This window comes from Kitasatospora sp. NPDC028055 (assembly GCF_040637885.1).
GTDB lineage: Bacteria > Actinomycetota > Actinomycetes > Streptomycetales > Streptomycetaceae > Kitasatospora.
Window position 1 is genome coordinate 1 of record NZ_JBEZXE010000057.1, and the last position, 19,265, is coordinate 19,265.

17 protein-coding genes are annotated in these 19,265 nt (G+C 73.2%); 10 read left to right on the plus strand and 7 right to left on the minus strand.

The genetic code is table 11. The features are described from left to right. Positions 1-495: 495 nt before the first annotated feature. Both AB0F71_RS34855 and ptsP read left to right on the plus strand, forming a co-directional pair. Positions 496-945, plus strand: a complete 450-nt coding sequence (locus tag AB0F71_RS34855) for a PTS glucose transporter subunit IIA (protein WP_360243477.1) — start codon at positions 496-498, stop codon at positions 943-945. 103 nt (positions 946-1,048) lie between these two features. Continuing rightward, positions 1,049-2,719 (plus strand): phosphoenolpyruvate--protein phosphotransferase, encoded by a 1,671-nt coding sequence (ptsP, locus tag AB0F71_RS34860; protein WP_360243480.1) that lies wholly within the window; start codon positions 1,049-1,051, stop codon positions 2,717-2,719. 86 nt (positions 2,720-2,805) lie between these two features. On the opposite strand, the gene AB0F71_RS34865 is transcribed toward ptsP, so the two are convergent. From AB0F71_RS34865 to AB0F71_RS34875, 3 genes are all read right to left on the minus strand, one after another. Then, positions 2,806-4,824, minus strand: a complete 2,019-nt coding sequence (locus AB0F71_RS34865) for an acetoacetate--CoA ligase (protein WP_360243483.1) — start codon at positions 4,822-4,824, stop codon at positions 2,806-2,808. 129 nt (positions 4,825-4,953) lie between these two features. Further along, positions 4,954-5,502: an NUDIX domain-containing protein gene (locus AB0F71_RS34870; protein WP_360243486.1), complete on the minus strand. Its 549-nt coding sequence runs from the start codon at positions 5,500-5,502 to the stop codon at positions 4,954-4,956. Between the two features lie 21 nt (positions 5,503-5,523). Beyond that, positions 5,524-6,474: an NUDIX domain-containing protein gene (locus tag AB0F71_RS34875; protein WP_360243489.1), complete on the minus strand. Its 951-nt coding sequence runs from the start codon at positions 6,472-6,474 to the stop codon at positions 5,524-5,526. Positions 6,475-6,635: 161 nt separating this feature from the next. On the opposite strand from AB0F71_RS34875, the gene mmuM reads away from it, so the two are divergent. The 5 genes from mmuM to AB0F71_RS34900 all read left to right on the plus strand — a co-directional run bounded on the left by mmuM (position 6,636) and on the right by AB0F71_RS34900 (position 12,913). After that, entirely contained in the window at positions 6,636-7,580 is a 945-nt protein-coding gene (mmuM, locus tag AB0F71_RS34880) for a homocysteine S-methyltransferase (RefSeq protein ID WP_360243492.1), read from the plus strand. Positions 7,581-7,725: 145 nt separating this feature from the next. After that, positions 7,726-8,490 carry an IclR family transcriptional regulator gene (locus AB0F71_RS34885; RefSeq protein WP_360243495.1) on the plus strand — a complete coding sequence of 255 codons (765 nt, stop codon included), beginning with the start codon at positions 7,726-7,728 and terminating at the stop codon, positions 8,488-8,490. 308 nt (positions 8,491-8,798) lie between these two features. Continuing rightward, the gene (locus AB0F71_RS34890) at positions 8,799-9,509 is read left to right on the plus strand and encodes an MIP/aquaporin family protein (RefSeq protein ID WP_360243578.1); all 711 of its coding nucleotides are present in this window, start codon (positions 8,799-8,801) and stop codon (positions 9,507-9,509) included. A 113-nt stretch (positions 9,510-9,622) separates the two neighbouring features. Beyond that, the gene (gene glpK / locus AB0F71_RS34895) at positions 9,623-11,143 is read left to right on the plus strand and encodes a glycerol kinase GlpK (RefSeq protein ID WP_360243498.1); all 1,521 of its coding nucleotides are present in this window, start codon (positions 9,623-9,625) and stop codon (positions 11,141-11,143) included. 174 nt (positions 11,144-11,317) lie between these two features. Next, the gene (locus AB0F71_RS34900) at positions 11,318-12,913 is read left to right on the plus strand and encodes a glycerol-3-phosphate dehydrogenase/oxidase (RefSeq protein WP_360243501.1); all 1,596 of its coding nucleotides are present in this window, start codon (positions 11,318-11,320) and stop codon (positions 12,911-12,913) included. A 56-nt stretch (positions 12,914-12,969) separates the two neighbouring features. Here AB0F71_RS34900 and AB0F71_RS34905 read toward each other — a convergent pair whose 3' ends face one another. Continuing rightward, on the minus strand, positions 12,970-14,190 hold the full coding sequence (locus tag AB0F71_RS34905) for an amidohydrolase family protein (RefSeq protein WP_360243504.1): 1,221 nt from the start codon (positions 14,188-14,190) through the stop codon (positions 12,970-12,972). A gap of 83 nt (positions 14,191-14,273) precedes the next feature. On the opposite strand from AB0F71_RS34905, the gene AB0F71_RS34910 reads away from it, so the two are divergent. Continuing rightward, positions 14,274-14,897 (plus strand): helix-turn-helix domain-containing protein, encoded by a 624-nt coding sequence (locus tag AB0F71_RS34910; RefSeq protein ID WP_360243507.1) that lies wholly within the window; start codon positions 14,274-14,276, stop codon positions 14,895-14,897. Between the two features lie 69 nt (positions 14,898-14,966). On the opposite strand, the gene AB0F71_RS34915 is transcribed toward AB0F71_RS34910, so the two are convergent. Together AB0F71_RS34915 and AB0F71_RS34920 are read right to left on the minus strand one after the other, a co-directional pair. Continuing rightward, positions 14,967-16,340, minus strand: a complete 1,374-nt coding sequence (locus AB0F71_RS34915) for a gluconate:H+ symporter (protein WP_360243581.1) — start codon at positions 16,338-16,340, stop codon at positions 14,967-14,969. Between the two features lie 29 nt (positions 16,341-16,369). Then, entirely contained in the window at positions 16,370-16,924 is a 555-nt protein-coding gene (locus AB0F71_RS34920; RefSeq protein ID WP_360243510.1) for a gluconokinase, read from the minus strand. 149 nt (positions 16,925-17,073) lie between these two features. On the opposite strand from AB0F71_RS34920, the gene AB0F71_RS34925 reads away from it, so the two are divergent. Together AB0F71_RS34925 and AB0F71_RS34930 are read left to right on the plus strand one after the other, a co-directional pair. Then, positions 17,074-17,769 (plus strand): FCD domain-containing protein, encoded by a 696-nt coding sequence (locus tag AB0F71_RS34925; RefSeq protein ID WP_360243513.1) that lies wholly within the window; start codon positions 17,074-17,076, stop codon positions 17,767-17,769. Positions 17,770-17,930: 161 nt separating this feature from the next. Next, positions 17,931-18,401 (plus strand): hypothetical protein, encoded by a 471-nt coding sequence (locus tag AB0F71_RS34930; RefSeq protein ID WP_360243516.1) that lies wholly within the window; start codon positions 17,931-17,933, stop codon positions 18,399-18,401. Positions 18,402-18,488: 87 nt separating this feature from the next. Here the strand turns inward: AB0F71_RS34930 and AB0F71_RS34935 are convergent, their stop codons facing one another. After that, a complete protein-coding gene (locus AB0F71_RS34935; protein ID WP_360243519.1) occupies positions 18,489-19,247 on the minus strand; it encodes a phosphodiesterase in 759 nt (252 codons plus the stop codon). Positions 19,248-19,265: the final 18 nt, after the last annotated feature.

Genomic DNA, 19,265 nt, shown 5'->3' on the forward strand with positions numbered 1-19,265 from the left:
TTTTGGCACGCTGTTGAGTTCTCAAGGAACGGACGCTTCCTTCGGACCGCCTTCCAGCGGGCCCTCCGGGCGCTTCGTTCTTTCGTGTTTCCAGCCTACCAGATGCTTTCCGCTCCGTTTACCGGGGCTTTTTGCATCTGAAATCTGGCGTTAACCCGCCGACTTGCGGCGACTCGCCCAACCATAGCGGGTCGGTTGCCGGAGCGCGAATCGGGGCCCGCCGTGGGTCACCCGGACGGCGGCATGATTTGTTGCTCTCGCGAGCATATACAGCAATGGTCCTGATTCGCCAAGATGCCTGTAGAGTGCGGCACATCGACCAAGAGGACTAGACCAGTCGCGAGTCGATGTGACGCCGGTCGGTAGACGGGCGGGGCGTGGGTCTTCGCCCGGGAACGTCAACAGATGTCCGAAGTTGACATGATTTAGGCTTCAGTTGATTGTGTGCCGCACCTCGCGGCCGCTCGCTGTATTGCGCACTTGGGAGGCACAACCATGACCATTGTGACGTCGCCGCTGACCGGCCGGGCTGTCGGGCTTGCCAACGTGCCCGACCCGGTGTTCGCGGGCGCGATGGTCGGTCCGGGCACCGCGATCGACCCGGTGCGCGAGCCCACCGAGGCGGTCGCTCCGGTGGACGGCGTCGTGGTCTCCATGCACCCGCACGCCTTCGTGGTGGTGGACGCGGACGGGCACGGTGTGCTGACCCATCTGGGCATCGACACGGTGCAGCTGAACGGCGAGGGCTTCGAACTGCTCGTCAACAAGGGCGACACGGTGACCCGTGGTCAGGCCGTGATCCGGTGGGACCCGGCCGCGGTCGAGGCCGCGGGCAAGTCGCCGATCTCGCCGGTCGTGGCGCTGGAGGCCGCCCCCGACTCCCTGGGTGACCTGGTCGAGTCCGGCGAGGTCCAGGCGGACGACCACCTGTTCAGCTGGAGCTGACCCCTCAACCACCGACACACACCCGCCCCGCAGGAGTTGACGGGGCGACCCGGCACTCAGCGGTTCCCGGCGGGGCCGCTCCTCTCAGCGGAGAAACAGGTACATGGAGAAGACACTGCGCGGCGTGGGTGTCAGCCACGGGGTCGCGATCGGCCAGGTGCGGCACATGGGCACGGCGGTCCTGGAGCCCCCGGCCACCCAGATCCCGACCGAGGACGCCCCCCGCGAGCAGGCTCGTGCCCAGGCGGCCGTCGAGGCGGTCGCGGCCGACCTGATCGCGCGCGGCAACCTGGCCGGCGGTGAGGCGCAGGCCGTGCTGGAGGCCCAGGCGCTGATGGCGCAGGACCCGGAGCTGATGGCCGACGTGTCCCGTCGGATCGCCGTCGGCAGCAGTGCCGAGCGCGGCGTGTACGACGCCTTCGCGGCCTACCGGGCGCTGCTGGCCTCCGCCGGGGAGTACCTGGCCGGGCGGGTCGCCGACCTGGACGACGTGCGCAACCGCATCGTGGCCCGCCTGCTGGGCGTGCCGATGCCGGGCGTGCCGGACAGCGACGAACCGTACGTGCTGTTCGCGCGGGACCTGGCGCCGGCCGACACCGCGCTGCTGGACCCGACGCTGGTGCTCGGCTTCGTGACCGAGGAGGGCGGGCCGACCAGCCACAGCGCCATCCTGGCGCGGGCGATGGGCGTGCCGGCCGTGGTCGCGCTGTCGGGGGCGACGGACGTCGCCGAGGGCACCGTCGTCGCGGTGGACGGCAGCTCGGGCGACGTGTTGCTGGACCCGTCGCAGCAGAAGCAGGACGAGCTGCGGGCCGTCGCCGCCGAGCGCAAGGCCGCGCTGGCCGCCTCCTCCGGCCCGGGGCAGACCTCGGACGGGCACCGGGTACCGCTGCTGGCCAACGTCGGCGGCCCGGCGGACGTGCCGGCCGCGCTGGAGAACGGTGCGGAGGGCGTCGGCCTGTTCCGTACCGAGTTCCTGTTCCTGGACGACTCGGCGAAGGCTCCCGGCGAGGAGAAGCAGGTCGAGGCGTACCGCAAGGTGCTGGAGGCCTTCCCGGAGGGCCGGGTCGTGGTCCGGGTGCTGGACGCGGGCGCGGACAAGCCGCTGGACTTCCTGACCCCGGCCGACGAGCCGAACCCCGCGCTGGGCGTGCGCGGTCTGCGCACCCTGCTGGAGCACCCGGAGGTGCTGCGCACCCAGCTGCGGGCGCTGGCCACGGCGGCCGCGGGCCTGCCGGTGCACCTCGAGGTGATGGCCCCGATGGTGGCCGACCGCAAGGACGCCGCGGCCTTCGCCGCCGCGTGCCGCGAGGCCGGGCTGGACGCCAAGTTCGGTGCGATGGTGGAGATCCCGTCGGCCGCGCTGCGGGCCCGGTCGATCCTCCAGGAGGTCGAGTTCCTGTCGCTGGGGACCAACGACCTGGCCCAGTACACCTTCGCCGCCGACCGTCAGGTCGGTGCGCTGGCCCGGCTGCAGGACCCGTGGCAGCCGGCGCTGCTGGACCTGGTCGCCGCGGCCGCCGAGGCCGCGCAGGCGACCGGCAAGAGCTGCGGCGTGTGCGGTGAGGCCGCGTCCGACCCGCTGCTGGCCGTGGTGCTGACCGGTCTGGGCGTCACCAGCCTCTCCATGGGCTCGGCCTCGATCCCCTACGTGCGGAGCACGCTGGCGAAGTACACGCTGGCGCAGTGCCGCCGGGCGGCCGAGGCGGCCCGGGCCGCGGACAGCGCCGAGGATGCGCGGGCCGCCGCGCAGCAGGTGCTCTCCGGCGAGTAGGACCCGGGAAACGTTGAAGGGGCGCCCCCACCACAACTGGTGGGGGCGCCCCTTCAACGTTGGCCCAGGTCGGTCAGGTCCGGCGGTCAGGCCTGGCGGTCGACCCGGAGCTGCTCGAAGAAGCGCAGGTGGTCGAGGTTGTCGACCGAACCGGGATTGACGGCCTGCTCCAGCGGGGTGCCGGAGAGGATCCGCTTGACCGGGACCTCGATGCGCTTGCCGGTCAGCGTGTGCGGCAGGCCGCGGACGGCGATCACCTCGTCCGGGACGTGGCGCGGGGAGAGCTCGGTGCGCAGCGAGGTGCGGATGCGGCCGATGAGGTCCTCGTCGAGTTCGACGCCGGGGGCGAGGACGACGAACAGCGGCATCCAGTAGCCGCCGTCGGGCTCCTCCAGGCCGATGACCAGGGACTCGGCGATCTCGGGGAGGCGCTCGACCACCTCGTAGATGTCCGAGGAGCCCATCCGGACGCCCTGGCGGTTGAGGGTGGAGTCGGAGCGGCCGTGGATGACGACGGTGCCCCGGGAGGTGACGGTGATCCAGTCGCCGTGGCGCCAGATGCCGGGGTAGGTGTCGAAGTAGCTGTCGTGGTACCGGGTGCCCTCGGGGTCGTTCCAGAAGCCGGTGGGCATCGACGGGATCGGCTTGGTGACGACGAGTTCGCCGACGGTGTCGGTGTGCGGGTGGCCCTGGACGTCCCAGGACTCGACGGCGGCGCCCAGGCAGGGGGCCTGGATCTCGCCGAGGTGTACCGGCAGGGTGGGGACGCCGCCGACGAAGCAGGAGCAGACGTCGGTGCCGCCGCTGACCGAGGCGAGCCAGACGTCCTGCTTGACCTCGTCGTAGATCCAGCGGAAGCCGTCCGGCGGGAGCGGGGAGCCGGTGGTGCCGATGCAGCGGACGGCGGAGAGGTCGAGTTCGCGGCCGGGGTGCAGCTCGGCCTTGCGGCTGGCGATGACGTACGCGGCGGAGGTGCCGAGGACGGTGGCGCGGGTGCGGGCGGCGACGGACCACAGGGCGCCGGTGTCGGGGTGGCCGGGGCTGCCGTCGTAGGTGACGATCGTGGCCCCGACCAGGAGGCCGGCCAGCAGGAAGTTCCACATCATCCAGCCGGTGGAGGTGTACCAGAGGAAGCGGTCCTGGGGGCCGAGGTCGAGGTGGAGGCCGGCCTGCTTGAGGTGTTCGACCAGGATGCCGCCCTGGCTCTGGACGATGGCCTTGGGCAGGCCGGTGGTGCCGGAGGAGTAGAGGACCCAGAGCGGGTGGTCGAAGGGGACCGGCTCGAACACCGGCGCCACGTCGTCGGCGACCAGGTCGTCCCACTGGAGGGCGCCCTCGGGGGCCGGGGCGCCGAGCAGCGGGACGTGCACCACGGTGTGCAGGCTGGGGAGTTCGCGGCGCAGCTCGGCGACGACCTCGGTGCGGTCGTGGTCCTTGCCGCCGTAGTGGTAGCCGTCGACGGCGAAGAGGACCGCGGGTTCGATCTGCTGGAGGCGGTCGAGGACGCTGCGGGCGCCGAAGTCGGGGGCGCAGCTGGTCCAGATCGCGCCGACGGCGGCGGTGGCGAGCAGTGCGACGGCGGCCTGCGGGATGTTGGGCAGGTAGGCGCTGACCCGGTCGCCGGGGCGGACGCCGCGGGCGCGCAGGGCGGCGGCCAGCGAGCCGACCTGGCGGCGCAGCTCGGACCAGCTGAGGGCGGCCGGCTGCTCGGTGGTCTCGTCCAGGTGGAGGATGGCCGGGCGGTCCGCGTTGGCGGGGTCCTCGGCGGCGCGCAGGGCGTGCTCGGCGTAGTTGAGGCGGGCGCCGGGGAACCAGCGGGCGCCGGGCATGGCCGGGTCGGCGAGGACGGCCTCGGGGGCCTCGGTGAAGCGGACGTCGAACCACTGGGTGACCGCCGTCCAGAAGCGGTCGAGGTCGGCGGTGGACCAGGCGTGCAGGTCCGCGTAGCGCTGGGCGGCCTGCTGGTCGTCGGCGGCCGGGGCGAGCGGGGCGGCCGGGGCTCCGTGGTGCTCGGCGGCCCAGGCCTGGAAGGCGACCAGGCTGGTGGCGGCGGCGCGAGCGGGGTTGGGGCGCCAGAGCGGCTGGTCCTGGGAAGGGGTGCTCACGGTGGTGGTCTCCCGGCCGGTGGTGGGGACGGGTGAGCTCGTGGCCAACCCGTCCGGTTGGGCTGTCGGTGCAGACCATGCCATGCGAGCGGCCGCTGCGCCAGGGTCGGCCGGGGGTTGCGCCACCCCTCAGCGGGGGGTGAACTCGCCGTCGAACCAGCGGCGCAGGATGCCGTTGTGGAAGTCCCAGACCAGTGCGGTGTCGGCGGTGGCGAGCAGCCAGCCCTCGGTCTCGTCGGTGGGGAGGGAGGGCGGGAGTTCGGCGAGCGGGCGGGCGGGGAGGAGTCCGCAGAGCATGATGAAGCGGCCGTTGGGGTCGGAGGCGGTGTGGATCAGGCGGACGTCGGCGGCGTCGGCCAGGATGCCGGTCTCCTCGGCGAGTTCGCGCACGCAGGCCTGCTGCCAGCTCTCGCCGAAGTCCATGTAGCCGCCGGGGAAGGCGAGTCCGCCGTAGCCGGGTTCGATGGTGCGGCGGATGACGACCAGGGCCGGGTCGGCGTCGGGCCGGGTGACGGGCAGGACGGTGACGGCGACCGGCAGCGGGTTGCGGTAGCTGATCTCGGCGCAGCCGGGGCAGGTGCGGGGCCAGGCCTCGGTGCCGGGCGGGTACGGCGTGCCGCAGAAGTGGCAGTGGGAGAACGGCCGGTGGGTGGTGCGGGTCGCTTCGTCGGTGGTCATGGGCGGATGGTAGCCCGGGGCTCAGCGCGGGTGGTCGGGGGCGGTGGGGGCTCCGCCGCCCTGGCCGTCCTCGCGGGCGGGGCGGAGCAGGGCGGGGTGCAGCAGCTGGGCGCCCCCGGCGTGGTAGGTGCGGGCGCGGGGGCCGCCGCGGGCGCCGCCGCGCTCGGTGGTGGTGCCGGTGCTCTCGACGAAGCCGGGGACGGAGAGCACCTTGCGGTGGAAGTTCCCGGGGTGGAGCTTCTCGTCCCAGACGGCCTCGTAGACGGCGCGGAGGTCGGGGATGGTGAAGTCGTGGGGCAGGAAGGCGGTGGCGAGCGGGCTGTACTCCAGCTTGGCGCGCACCCGGTCGAGGCCGTCGGCCAGGATGCGGGCGTGGTCGAAGGCGAGCCGGATCGGGTGCGGTGCGGCCGGCGGGGGGCCGGTGTGCCCGTCGACGCCACCCCCGTGGGTGTCGGCGGGCACACCGGCGGCTGGTGTGCGGTCCGGGGACCGCGGGGCCGGGTCGAGGTCGGCCACCGGGTGCCAGGCGGCGGCCGCGGCGTCCGTGCCAGCCTGCGGGTCGGGCAGGTCCGGGGCGAAGGCCAGGTAGGCGACGGAGACGACGTGCATCCGTGGGTCCCGATCGGGGGCGCCGTAGGTGCCGAGCTGTTCGAGGTGCAGGCGGCAGAGCGCGGCCTCGGCCTCGGAGACGCCCTGGAGGCCGGTCTCCTCGGCGAGCTCGCGGGCGGCGGCCTCGTCGAGGCCCTCCTCCCCCGCCCGCAGGAAGCCGCCGGGCAGTGCCCAGCAGCCCTGGTAGGGCGGGGCGCCGCGTTCGACCAGCAGCACGTGCAGCCGGCCGCTGCGCAGCGTCAGGGCCACCACGTCGACGGTGACGGCGATCGGGGCGTAGGCGCGCGGGTCGTACGCGGCGAGCCACTCCTGCTCGGCCGCGGGCCCGGCGGCGGGCTGGGGGGACGCGTCGTCCGCTGCCATCACCGGCTCCTCTCCGCGCCCCTGGGGCACCTGGTGCTGTCGTTCTCGGGATGAGCACAACGTAACGACTCCGTTCCCCGGCGGCAAACGGTTTTCCCGGTCGGCGGCGGGCTCCGGCTTCTAGGCTGTGACCAGGAACGACCGCGCCCGAGGAGGCCGAGATGCCCACTGCTCCCCCGCCGGACTTCGCCACGGCGCTGGCGGCCGGCCCGCTGGTCCTGGACGGCGGGATGTCCAACCAGTTGGCCGCCGCGGGGCACGACCTCTCGGACGCGCTGTGGTCGGCGCGGCTGCTCGCGGACGATCCGGACGCGGTGGTGGCGGCGCACCGGGCGTACTTCGCGGCGGGGGCCGACGTCGCGATCACGGCGAGCTACCAGGCGAGCTTCGAGGGCTTCGCCCGGCGCGGGGTGGGGCACGCGGCGGCGGCCCGGCTGCTGGCGAGCAGCGTGGAGCTGGCCCGGGAGGCGGCGCGGGCCGAGCCGGGCGGCCGGCGGCGCTGGGTGGCGGCCTCGGTCGGCCCGTACGGGGCGGTGCTGGCGGACGGTTCGGAGTACCGGGGCCGGTACGGCCTGGACCACGCGGAGCTGACGGCCTTCCACCGGCCGCGGCTGGAGGTGCTGGCGGCGGCCCGGCCGGACGTGCTGGCGCTGGAGACGGTGCCGGACGCGGACGAGGCACGGGCGCTGCTGGAGCTGGTGCGCGGGCTGGGGGTGCCGGCCTGGTTGTCGTACAGCGTGGCGGACGGCCGGACCAGGGCCGGGCAGCCGCTGGCGGAGGCGTTCGCGCTGGCGGCGGAGGTGGACGAGGTGCTGGCGGTGGGCGTCAACTGCTGCACTCCGCAGGACGCGGACCTGGCGGTGGCGGTGGCCGCGGAGGTGACCGGGAAGCCGGTGGTGGTCTATCCGAACAGCGGGGAGCAGTGGGACCCGGACCGCCGGGACTGGCGCGGGGAGTCGACCTTCCGCTCGGCGCGGGTGGGCGGCTGGCTGGCGGACGGCGCGCGGCTGGTCGGCGGCTGCTGCCGGGTCGGCACCGACGGGATCGCCGCGCTGGCGGCCGAGGTGTCGGTGCGGCGCGGGCTGCTCAGCGGGGTGGAAGGGTAGCGCACGGGCCGGGCGCGGAAGGTTAACACCGGGTCGAGCACGGGTTACCGAGGGGGAAGGTGCACGGACGGACGGCGGCCTGGCAGACTCGTCCCGTCACCCCCGCGGTCGACAATGTCGACCGCCTGTCAGCCCGGAGGTATCCATGCCCGGCCCGATCCAGTCGCTCTCCCGGGCCGCCGCGATCATGCGCCTGCTGGCCGGCGGCGAGCGCCGCCTGGGGCTGTCCGAGGTCGCGACGGCACTGGACCTCGCCAAGGGCACCGCGCACGGGATCCTGCGCACGCTGCAGCAGGAGGGCTTCGTCGAGCAGGACCCGGAGAGCGGCAAGTACCAGCTGGGCGCCGAGCTGCTGCGGCTGGGGCAGAGCTACCTGGACGTGCACGAGCTGCGGGCGCGGGCGCTGGTGTGGGCGGACGACCTGGCCCGGGCGGCCGGGGAGACCGTCTACCTGGGGGTGCTGCACCAGCAGGGCGTGCTGATCGTGCACCACGTGTTCCGGCCCGACGACACCCGGCAAGTGCTGGAGGTCGGCTCGATGCAGCCGCTGCACAGCACCGCGATCGGCAAGGTCCTGGTGGCCTACGACCCGGTCGCGCGCGGGGAGTTGGGCGAGGGACCGTACGAGTCGTACACCGTGCGGACGCTGACCGAGGCGAGCGACCTGGACGCCGAGTGCGCGCTGATCCGCGAGCGCGGCTGGGCGGACTCGATCGAGGAGACCTGGGAGGGCGTGGCCTCGATCGCGGCGCTGATCCAGGACCGGCGGCGCAACCCGGTGGGCGCGGTGTGCATCAACGGGCCGGTGGAGCGGGTCTGCGAGGACGGCTTCGTGAAGCCCTCGCTGGTGGCGTCGGTGCGCAGCGCGGCGCGGGCGATCTCCCGCGATCTGGGCGCCGGGCGGTTCTGAGCAACGCGGTCGATTCGTCACGCTGAGGCGCGGACGGGCGGTGAGCCTGTCCGCGCCTTGGCGTTTTGCCCCGATTCGGGGCACTGCGCTGGGTAACTTCGGGGGACCTTCCGAGGGAAGGGTCACAGCTGCGTAACCCCGCCTTGACGCGGGGCCGACCAGGGGAGGAAGCTTCCGCATGACGGTCGACATTGTCGAACGATGGCCGGGAAGATCACTCCCACAGCGCGCTCACCCGCACAGGGATCGACCGGCCGCCTGCCCCCACCCGCACTTCGGGCCATGACAAGGGAGTCTTTGTGTCCGCCATCTCCAACGGCGACGTCTTCGTCGGCGAAACCCTCGGCACCGCCGCCCTGATACTCCTCGGCGGCGGCGTCTGTGCCGCCGTGACCCTCAAGAAGTCGAAGGCCTTCAACGCCGGCTGGCTGGCGATCACCTTCGGCTGGGGCTTCGCGGTCCTCATCGCCGCCTACATGACCGGGGCCAAGTCCGGCGCCCACCTCAACCCGGCCGTCACCGTCGCCATCGCCGTCAAGACCGGCGAGTGGAGCCAGGTGCCGCTGTACATCGGCTCCCAGCTGCTCGGCGCGATCATCGGCGCCGTCATGGTCTGGCTCGCCTACCTCGGCCAGTTCCAGGCCAACACGGAGCCGACCCTCGGCATCTTCTCGACCGGGCCCGAGATCCGGAACCCGCTCCAGAACGTGATCACCGAGGTCATCGGCACCTTCGTGCTCTGCATGGCGATCCTCACCCTCGGCACCACCAAGGGCCTGGGCGACAGCGGCATGGGCACCCTGATCGTCGCCCTCACCGTCGTCGGCATCGGCCTCTCCCTCGGTGGCCCGACCGGCTACGCGATCAACCCGGCCCGCGACCTCGGCCCGCGCATCGCCCACACCTTCCTGCCGATCCCGAACAAGGGCGGCTCGGACTGGTCGTACGCCTGGATCCCGGTCGTCGGCCCGCTCCTGGGCGGCCTCGCGGCCGGCGGCGTGTACAACGCCCTGTTCTAAAGGCCCGGTTGGAAACCGCCGAGCACGGGGACTGACCGGACGTACGGGTAACGAACGTCCGTGTCAGGCCCACCCACCCCGTAACCCCCGAACTTGAGCCGAGGACCCTCCACATGACCTCCACTGGCAACTACATCGCCGCGATCGACCAGGGCACCACCTCCAGCCGCTGCATCATCTTCGGCGCCGACGGCCGGATCGTCGCCGTCGACCAGCAGGAGCACCGGCAGATCTTCCCCCAGCCCGGCTACGTCGAGCACGACGCCGCCGAGATCTGGACCCGGGTGCAGTCGGTCGTCCGCGGCGCGCTGGAGAAGGCCGGCCTGACCAAGGACGACATCCGCGCGATCGGCATCACCAACCAGCGCGAGACCACCGTCCTGTGGGACAGGAACACCGGTGAGCCGGTGCACAACGCGCTGGTGTGGCAGGACACCCGCACCGAGGGCCTCTGCCGCGAGCTGGGCCGCAACGTCGGCCAGGACCGCTTCCGCCGCGAGACCGGCCTCCCGCTGGCCAGCTACTTCGCCGGCCCGAAGATCCGCTGGCTGCTGGACAACGTCGAGGGCCTGCGCGAGCGCGCCGAGGCCGGCGACATCCTGTTCGGCACCATGGACACCTGGGTGATCTGGAACCTCACCGGTGGTGTCAACGGCGGCAAGCACGTCACCGACGTCACCAACGCCAGCCGCACCATGCTGATGAACCTCAAGACCCTCGCCTGGGACGAGAGCATCGCCGAGTCGATGGGCGTGCCGATGGCCGTCCTCCCGGAGATCCGCTCCTCCGCCGAGGTCTACGGCGAGGCCGTCGGCGACCTGGCCGGCGTCCCGGTCGCCTCCGCGCTCGGCGACCAGCAGGCCGCGCTGTTCGGCCAGACCTGCTTCAACGAGGGCGAGGCCAAGTCGACCTACGGCACCGGCACCTTCCTGCTGCTGAACACCGGCGAGAAGATCGTCAACTCGTACCACGGCCTGCTGACCACGGTCGGCTACCGGATCGGCGACCAGGCCCCGGTCTACGCGCTGGAGGGCTCGATCGCCGTCACCGGCTCGCTCGTCCAGTGGCTGCGCGACCAGCTCGGCATCATCTCCACCGCCGCCGAGATCGAGACCCTCGCCAACACCGTCGAGGACAACGGCGGCGCCTACTTCGTCCCGGCCTTCTCCGGCCTGTTCGCCCCGTACTGGCGCTCCGACGCCCGCGGTGTGATCGCCGGTCTGACCCGGTACGTCACCAAGGGCCACCTGGCCCGGGCCGTCCTGGAGGCCACCGCCTGGCAGACCCGCGAGGTCGTCGACGCCATGCAGAAGGACTCCGGGGTCGAGCTCACCGCCCTCAAGGTCGACGGCGGCATGACCAGCAACAACCTGCTCATGCAGAACATCGCCGACGTCCTGAACGCCCCGGTCGAGCGCCCGTACGTGGCCGAGACCACCGCCCTCGGCGCCGCCTACGCGGCCGGTCTCGCCGTCGGCTTCTGGAACGACCTCGACACCCTGCGGGCCAACTGGCACCGCGCCGCCGAGTGGACCCCGCGCATGGACGAGGACACCCGGGAGCGCGAGTACAAGAAGTGGCTCAAGGCCGTGGAGCGCACCATGGGCTGGGTGGAGGAGGAAGAGACCAACTGACCGACCCGCCGGTCGGGGCCCCGTGCCCCGGCCGGCCGCCCGCTGTTCCGGCAACGGGCGCAACCGTGTTTCACCGGCCCGCCGCACCGGGCCGACCGGCCTCTCCAGCAGGGGCCGCACCGCACCCGAGAGGAGTAACGGCGCAGCCGGAACAGCGCGCCGTACACAACCACCATGGCAACCATCCCGACCCTGGGCGCCGAGCGCACCGCCGGCCGCACCGCTTCCCGTGCCGAGACCCGTGAGCTGCTCGGCAAGGCCACCTACGACCTGCTGGTGATCGGGGGCGGCATCCTCGGCACGGCCGTCGCCTGGACCGCGTCCCAGGCCGGCCTGAAGGTCGCCATGGTCGACGCCGGCGACTTCGCCGGTGCCACCTCCAGCGCCTCCTCCAAGCTCGTCCACGGCGGTCTGCGCTACCTGCAGACCGGCGCGGTCAAGCTGGTCGCCGAGAACCACAAGGAGCGCCGCGCGCTCTCCACCGACGTGGCCCCGCACCTGGTCAACCCGCTGACCTTCTTCGTGCCGGTCTACAAGGGCGGCCCGCACGGCGCGGCCAAGCTCGGCGCCGGCGTGTTCCTGTACTCCGCGCTGTCCGCCTTCCGCGACGGCATGGGCCGGGTCTCCACCGCCGCGCACGCCGCCCAGCAGGTGCCCGCGCTGCGCACCGAGGGCCTGCGCTCGGTGGCCGTCTACGGCGACCACCAGATGAACGACTCGCGCGTCGCGGTGATGACCGTGCGCGCCGCCGTCGACGCCGGCGCCGTGGTGCTCAACCACGCCGAGGTCACCGGCCTGCGCTTCACCGGCGGCCGGGTCACCGGCGCCGAGCTGCGCGACCGCCTGGACGGCAGCGAGTTCGGCGTGAACGCCCGCCTGGTGCTCAACGCCACCGGCCCGTGGGTCGACCACCTGCGCACCATGGAGGACGCCGGCGCCGCGCCGTCGATCCGCCTCTCCAAGGGCGCCCACGTCGTCGTCAAGCGCCGCTCGCCGTGGCGCGCCGCGCTGACCATCCCGATCGACAAGTACCGCGTCTCCTTCGCCATCCCGTGGGAGGACCACGTCCTCCTCGGCACCACCGACGAGGAGTACACCGGCGACCCGAAGGACGTCCGGGCCACCGAGGCGGACATCGACCAGATCATGGGCGAGGCCGCGCACGCGATCCGCGACGAGCACCTCGACCGCGACCTGATCACCTACTCCTTCGCCGGCCTGCGCGTGCTGCCCGGCGGCCCGGGTGACACCGCCGCCGCCAAGCGCGAGACCGTCGTCACCGAGGGCCGCGGCGGCATGCTGTCGGTCTCCGGCGGCAAGTGGACCACCTACCGGCACATCGGCCGCGCGGTGCTGGAGAAGCTGGCGCACGTGCCCGGCACCGGCCTCGCCGAGGACATGTCCCCGATCGCCCCGACCGTCCCGCTGCCGGGCGTCGGCGCGCCGAACGCCGTCGCGCACCGCCTGCTGATCGACCGCGAGCCGGGCTCGCGGATGGAGCCGCTGGTCGCCAAGCACCTGGCCAGCCACTACGGCACCCTGTCCTTCGACATCGCCCGCATGATCGACGAGAACCCGGAGCTCGGCCGGCCGATCCACGAGGACGGCCCGGACGTCTGGGCGCAGGTCGCCTACGCGGCCGAGAACGAGTGGGCGTACACGGCGGACGACGTGCTGCGCCGCCGCACCACCATGACGGTGCGCGGGCTGGACACCCCGGAGATCCGGGACGAGGTCGAGGCCTTCCTCGCGAAGCGTGGGAACAAGTAAGTAACTGCGGTACGGCGGGCGGGCGTTCGGGGTTTCCCGGACGCCCGCCGGCTTTTTCACACCACGGCGCCCGCCTTGACCACGTGCCGGAGGTGCTGTTCCGGGCGGGTCAGCACGGTGAGGTCAGCCAGCGGGTCGCCGTCGACGACCAGCAGGTCCGCGTGCGCGCCCGGGGCGAGGGTGCCGATCTCCCCCGCCAGGCCGAGCAGCCGGGCCGCCGTGGTGGTCGCCGAGCGGAGCACGTCGAGGGCCGGCTGGACCTGGGCGCGCAGGGTGAACTCCTCCAGCTGGGCGTGGTGCAGCGGTCCGAGCAGGTCGCTGCCGTAGACCAGGTTGACGCCCGCGCGGTGGGCGAGCTCCAGGGCCTCCAGGCCGCGGTCGCGGACCTCGGCGAGCTTGGCCAGGGAGGCCGGCGGCAGGCCGGAGGCGGCGCCGAGCTTCGCGGTCCGCTCGTAGGCGACCAGGGTGGGGACCAGGAAGGCGTCCTTCTCCAGCAGCAGCTTGACGGTGGTGTCGTCCAGCAGGTTGCCGTGTTCGACGCAGCGCACGCCGGCCCGCAGGGCGCGGTCGATCGCGCGCGGGTGGTAGGCGTGCACGGTGACGTAGCGGTTGTGGTTCTCGGCCTCCTGGACGGCCGCCCGGATCTCCTCCTCGCTGTACTGGACCGCGGCGATCTCGTCGTGCGGGGAGGCGACGCCGCCGGAGAGCAGCACCTTGAGGTGCCGGGCGCCCTTGCGGAACTCGTCCCGGGCGGCGGCGCGCACCGCGTCCACGCCGTCGGCGATCCGGCCGAAGTGGGGGCGGGCCTCGCAGCAGGGCAGCGAGTCGTCCCCGAGCGGGCGCAGGTCGCCGTGGCCGCCGGTCTGGGAGAGCGCCTTGCCGCCGTGCAGCAGGCGCGGGCCGGGGACGAGGCCCTCGGCCAGGGCGCGGGCCATGCCGTGGTCGGCGCCGCCGACGTCGCGGACGGTGGTGAAGCCGCGGCGCAGCATGCGTTCGGCCTCGGCCAGGGCCCGGACGGTGGCGTAGCCGGGCGTCCAGTTCGCGACGTCGCGCAGGTCGAGCGAGGTGACCAGCAGGTGGACGTGGGCGTCGATCAGGCCGGGCAGCACGGTGGCGCCCTGCGCGTCCAGGACCCGGACCGTCTCGGTGGCGGCCGGCGGGCGGCCGGTGCCGGTGGCGGTGATCCGGCCGTCGGCGGCCTCCAGCCAGCCCGGTTCGGTGCGGGTGCTGTCCTCGGGGTGGAGCAGGTGGGCGTTGGTGATCAGCAGGCGGGTCATGTCCGGCTCCTTCGGGCGCGCATGGTTCAGTACGGCACGTATTGAATACGGTCCGTACTGAATACACCATGTATCGTGCTGCTGTGAACCCACCCCCCACCGAAGCCGCCGCTCCCCGACCACCCCGGCGGCGCGTCCACACCCGGGCCCGACTGCTGGCCGCGGCGAGCGAGCTGTTCCTCTCGATCGGCTTCGCCCGGACGAGCATCGAGGACGTCTGCGCCGCCGCCGGGTACACCCGCGGGGCCTTCTACTCGAACTTCGGCAGCAAGGAGGACCTGCTGCTGGCGCTCTTCGACGACCAGGCCGCCCGGCGGATGGCCGAGCTGGAGCGGCTCGCCGCGGCCTGCGAGGCGCTCGCGCCGCCGGAGCGGGCCCGGCTGCTGGTCGAGGCGCTGCTGCGGGTCGAGCCGGCGGAGAGCGGGTGGATCCTGCTGTTCCTGGAGTTCCGGCTGGTGGCGGCCCGGTCCGCGACCCTGGCCGAGCAGCTCGCCGAGCACGACCGGACGGTGGCACGGGCGCTGGCGGACGTCCTGGAGCGGGTGCTGCCCGAGCTGGTGCCGGCCGGGGCCGGGGCCGGGCGGACGGCGGCGGTCGTGCTGGCGGCGCGCGAGGGGCTGCTGGCCCGTACGGCGGCCGGCGGCGCGGCGGCCGAGGAGCTGCTGGCGGCCACCACGGCGGTGCTCTCCGGACTGCTCGGGAACTGACCGCAACGCCGCAGGGGCGGCACCCGTACGGTACGGGTGCCGCCCCTGCGGGCGAAGGCGCGCCAGGCGCTAGATGATCAGGCTCAGCGGCATGATCAGGGCGATCGCGACCACCGAGATCACCGTCTCCATCACCGACCAGGACTTGAGCGTCTGCCCGACGCTCATCCCGAAGTACTCCTTCACCAGCCAGAAGCCGGCGTCGTTGACGTGCGACAGGAACAGCGAGCCGGCCCCGATCGCGAGCACCAGCAGGGCCGCGTGGGTCGAGGACATGTTCGCGGCGAGCGGCGACACGATGCCGGCCGCGGTGATGGTGGCGACCGTCGCCGAGCCGGTGGCCAGGCGGATCAGCACCGCGATCAGCCAGCCCAGCAGCAGTGCGGAGATGTGCCACTTGCCGGACCACGAGCTCACCGCGTTGCCGACGCCCACGTCGATCAGGGTCTGCTTGAAGCCGCCGCCGGCGCCGACGATGAACACGATGCCGGCGATCGGGCCGAGCGCCTTGCCGACGGTGTCGGAGATCCGGGCCTTGTCGAAGCCGGCCGCCCTGCCGAGGGTCAGCATGGCCAGCAGGGTCGCGGCGAGCAGGGCGATCAGCGGGGAGCCGATGAAGTCGAAGACCCGCTGGCCGACCGCCTTCGGGTCGTCGATCACCACGTCGGCCAGGGCCTTGCCGAGCATCAGCACGACCGGCAGCAGGATGGTCGCCAGCACCGCGCCGAACGACGGGGTGCGCTCGGACTCGGCGGTCTCCTCGGGGGCCGTGGCGGCCGGGATCTCCAGCGGGCCCACCCAGCGCTCGGCGACCCGGGCGAACAGCGGGCCGGCGATGATCAGCGTCGGGACGGCGATCAGCAGGCCGAGCGCCAGGGTGATGCCGAGGTCGGCCTTGAGCGCGTCGACGGCGACCAGCGGGCCCGGGTGCGGGGGCACCAGGCCGTGCAGCACCGACAGGCCGGCCAGCGCCGGGATGCCGACCCGCATCAGCGGCACGTTGCCGCGGCGGGCGACCAGCAGCACGATCGGGATCAGCAGGACGACGCCGACCTCGAAGAACAGCGGCAGGCCGAGCACCGCGGCGATCAGCGCCATCGCCCAGGGCAGCGCCCTGTTGCCGGTCCGGGACAGCACGGTGTCCGCGATGATGTTGGCGCCGCCCGAGTCCGCGAGCAGCTTGCCGAGCATCGCGCCCAGGCCGATCAGCAGGCCGACACTGGCCACGGTGGATCCGAAGCCCGTGGAGAAGCTGCTCAGCAGCTTGTCGAAGGGGGCGCCCGCGACGGCCGCCAGCAGGCCGGAACCGAGCGTGAGGGCGAGGAAGGGGTGCAGCTTCAGCTTGGTGATCAGCAGCACGATCGCGCCGATGCTGAGCAGCACCGCGAGGAGCAACTGGGAGTCACTGCCGGTGTGCGGCAGGGCCGGTGGGGCGGCCGCCAGGAGGGTCGGGGCGAGGGTGGGGGCAATACTCACGCGAGGTCTCCATTGACGGGCCGCAGCAGCGCCACGGCCATCTCGACGAGTTCTTCGGGGGACGGGCCCACGTCCAGGACGGCGCCGCGCTCGTCCGCACCCAGGGGCTCCAGGGTGGCGTACTGGGATCCGAGCAGCGACGACGGCATGAAGTGGCCGGTGCGGTGCGAGAGCCGGTCCTCGACCAGCTCGTGACCACCGCTGAGGTGCAGGAAGAAGGCGCCCGGGGCGGCCGCGCGCAGGATGTCGCGGTAGCCGTGCTTCAACGCCGAGCAGGTGACCACGCCGCCGGTGCCGGACTCGGTGTGCTCCTTGAGCCAGGCGCCGATGGCGCGCAGCCAGGGTTCCCGGTCCTGGTCGTCCAGCGGGGTGCCGGCGGACATCTTGGCGATGTTGGCCGGCGGGTGGAACTCGTCCGCCTCGGCGAAGGGGAGATCGAGGCGGTCGGCCAGGAGGCGGGCCAGGGTGGTCTTGCCGACACCGGAGACGCCCATCACCACGACGGTGAGGGGGGTGCCCGGGAGGGCGCGGTTCTCGACGTTGAGAGCCATCGGTGGTGCTCCTTCGTTGCAGGCCGCCACTATCGCTTCAAAGATATGACGTATTCAAGTGCCGGAAACCAAATCGTCATACTTTTGGGATGTGGGGTAGGTCGCAGGGCGATGCGCACCGCGCGGGGGCGGCCGACTACCCTGGGCGGATGGAGATCCAGGGGCTGCCCGGCCGGCTGCTTGACGAACTCGGGCCGGCGATCGCGTCCGGGGAGATCCCCGAGGGCGCGGTGCTGCGCGGGGAGGACCTGGAGGAGCGGTTCGGGGTGTCCCGGACGGTCGTCCGGGAGGCGGTGCGCATCCTGGAGGGGATGCGCCTGGTGGCGTCCCGGCGGCGGGTCGGGATCACCGTCCAGCCGAAGTCGCTCTGGGACGTCTTCGACCCCATGGTGATCCGCTGGCGACTGGCCGGCGCCGACCGGCCCGCCCAGCTGCGCTCGCTCGGCTCCCTGCGGGTGGCCGTCGAACCGGCCGCGGCCGCGCTCGCCGCGCGCCACGCCAGCGACGACGACCGGCGTGAACTCAGCTCGCTGGCGGTGGAGTTGACGGTCGCCGCCCGGGAGGCCGACCTCACCACCTTCCTCGGGTACGACATCGCCTTCCACGCCCTCGTCCTGCGTGCCTCCGGGAACGAGATGTTCGCCCACCTCGGCGACACCGTCGGGGCGGTGCTCACCGGCCGGACCGAGTACCATCTGATGCCCCATCAGCCCGAGCCGTACGCGATCAGACTGCACCGGGAGGTCGCCGACGCGATCTGCGGCGGCGACGCCGCGCACGCCGAGCGGGCGATGCGGACGATCGTCACCGGCGCCCTGGAGGAGCTCAACCAGCAGTTGGGGTGAGCTCCGCTCCCGCCGCCTGCCCGGATGGCACGTTTTGACGGCAGTTCGGTGGATTCGGACGCATGGTCCGGGTTCGGCGGGGGCAGAGTGAGTGAAGGGGGCGCAATTCGTGTGCGCCCGTTCCCCGTTCCAGCACCGGATCCGCGCCTGGGGGTCGCCCGATGTCCGCGCCACGCCGTCGCCGCCGCCTGCCCGACGAGGTGCGCTCCGCCGCAGTCCGGGCGGTGCTCTGCTTCTCCTTCACGCTGGTGGGCGTGGTCGTCGCGACCCTGGCCTCGTACGCGGGCAGTTGGCTGCTGACGCCCGCGCTGTTGGCGATGGGGCTGGGGGTGTTCGGCACGATGTGGTGCCTGCTGGAGATCCTGATCTCCCGCCAGGTCGCCGCCCAGCGGATGCGCGGGCCGAACTCCGCGCACCCGATGGCGGGCAGCCGGGTCGCCCCCGAACCGCTGGCGCCCCGCCCGTTCCCCCGGCCGGGGCCGGGCAGCGCGCCGCAGCAGTCCTACCGCCCGCAGCCGTCCTACCGCCCGCAGCCGCCGCAGGCTCAGCAGCCGCAGCCGCAGGCCGGGCGGCCCGGCCAAGCTCCGTACCGGGGCCAGTCGCAGCAGCCGCCGCAGTTGCCGACCACCTGACCGGGCGCTGTGGCCGGGCGCTGCGGCCGGGCGCTCTGGCCGGGCGCTCTGGCCGGGCGCTCTGGCCGGGCGGTGAACGACGGTGCGTCAGATCACGATCCGGTAGTGGGTGGTGAGCCGGCGGTCGTCGTCCAGGACGTGGAAGGCGAGCATCGGCGGGTGGTCGAAGGTGATGCCCCTCCCGCCCTCGCAGGGCAGCGTGGTGGTGGAGACCACCCCGGGGGCGACCAGCACCGGCAGGCCCGCGAAGGTGGACGCGGCGGGCGTGTGGGAGTGGCCGCAGAGCAGCGCGGCCACCCGGGGGTGCCGGCGCAGCACCTCCGCCAGCCGGGCCTCGCCGAACTGGCGGATCCGGTCGACGCTCGGGATGTGCAGCTCGACCGGCGGGTGGTGGAAGGCCACCAGGGCCGGCGACTCCTGGCGGCCGGAGCCGAGTTGGGCCTCCAGCCAGTCGAGGGTGGCGTCCGCCAGCAGGCCGTCGTGCTGCCCGGGTATCGAGGAGTCGAGCATCAGCACGTCGACGCCGGGCAGCCGGTGCAGCCGGTTGACCGGGCCCGTCGACGGCGCCTCGCCGAGCAGCACCTCCCGGTACGGCTCCCGGACGTCGTGGTTGCCGGGGCAGGTGAGCACCGGGTGCCGGGACTCCAGTACCTCGGCGACCTGGCGGTACTCCTCGGGCGAGCCGTGGTCGGCGAGGTCGCCGGTGACCAGCACCGCGTCCAGCGGGCCGGGCAGGGCGTCGAGGTACGCCATCACCTGCTCGGCCCGCCGCCGGGCGCGCTTGCCGCCGTCCCGACGGTGGACCTGGCCGAGGTGGATGTCACTGAGGTGCGCGATCGTCAACATGGCGATCACGCTAATCAG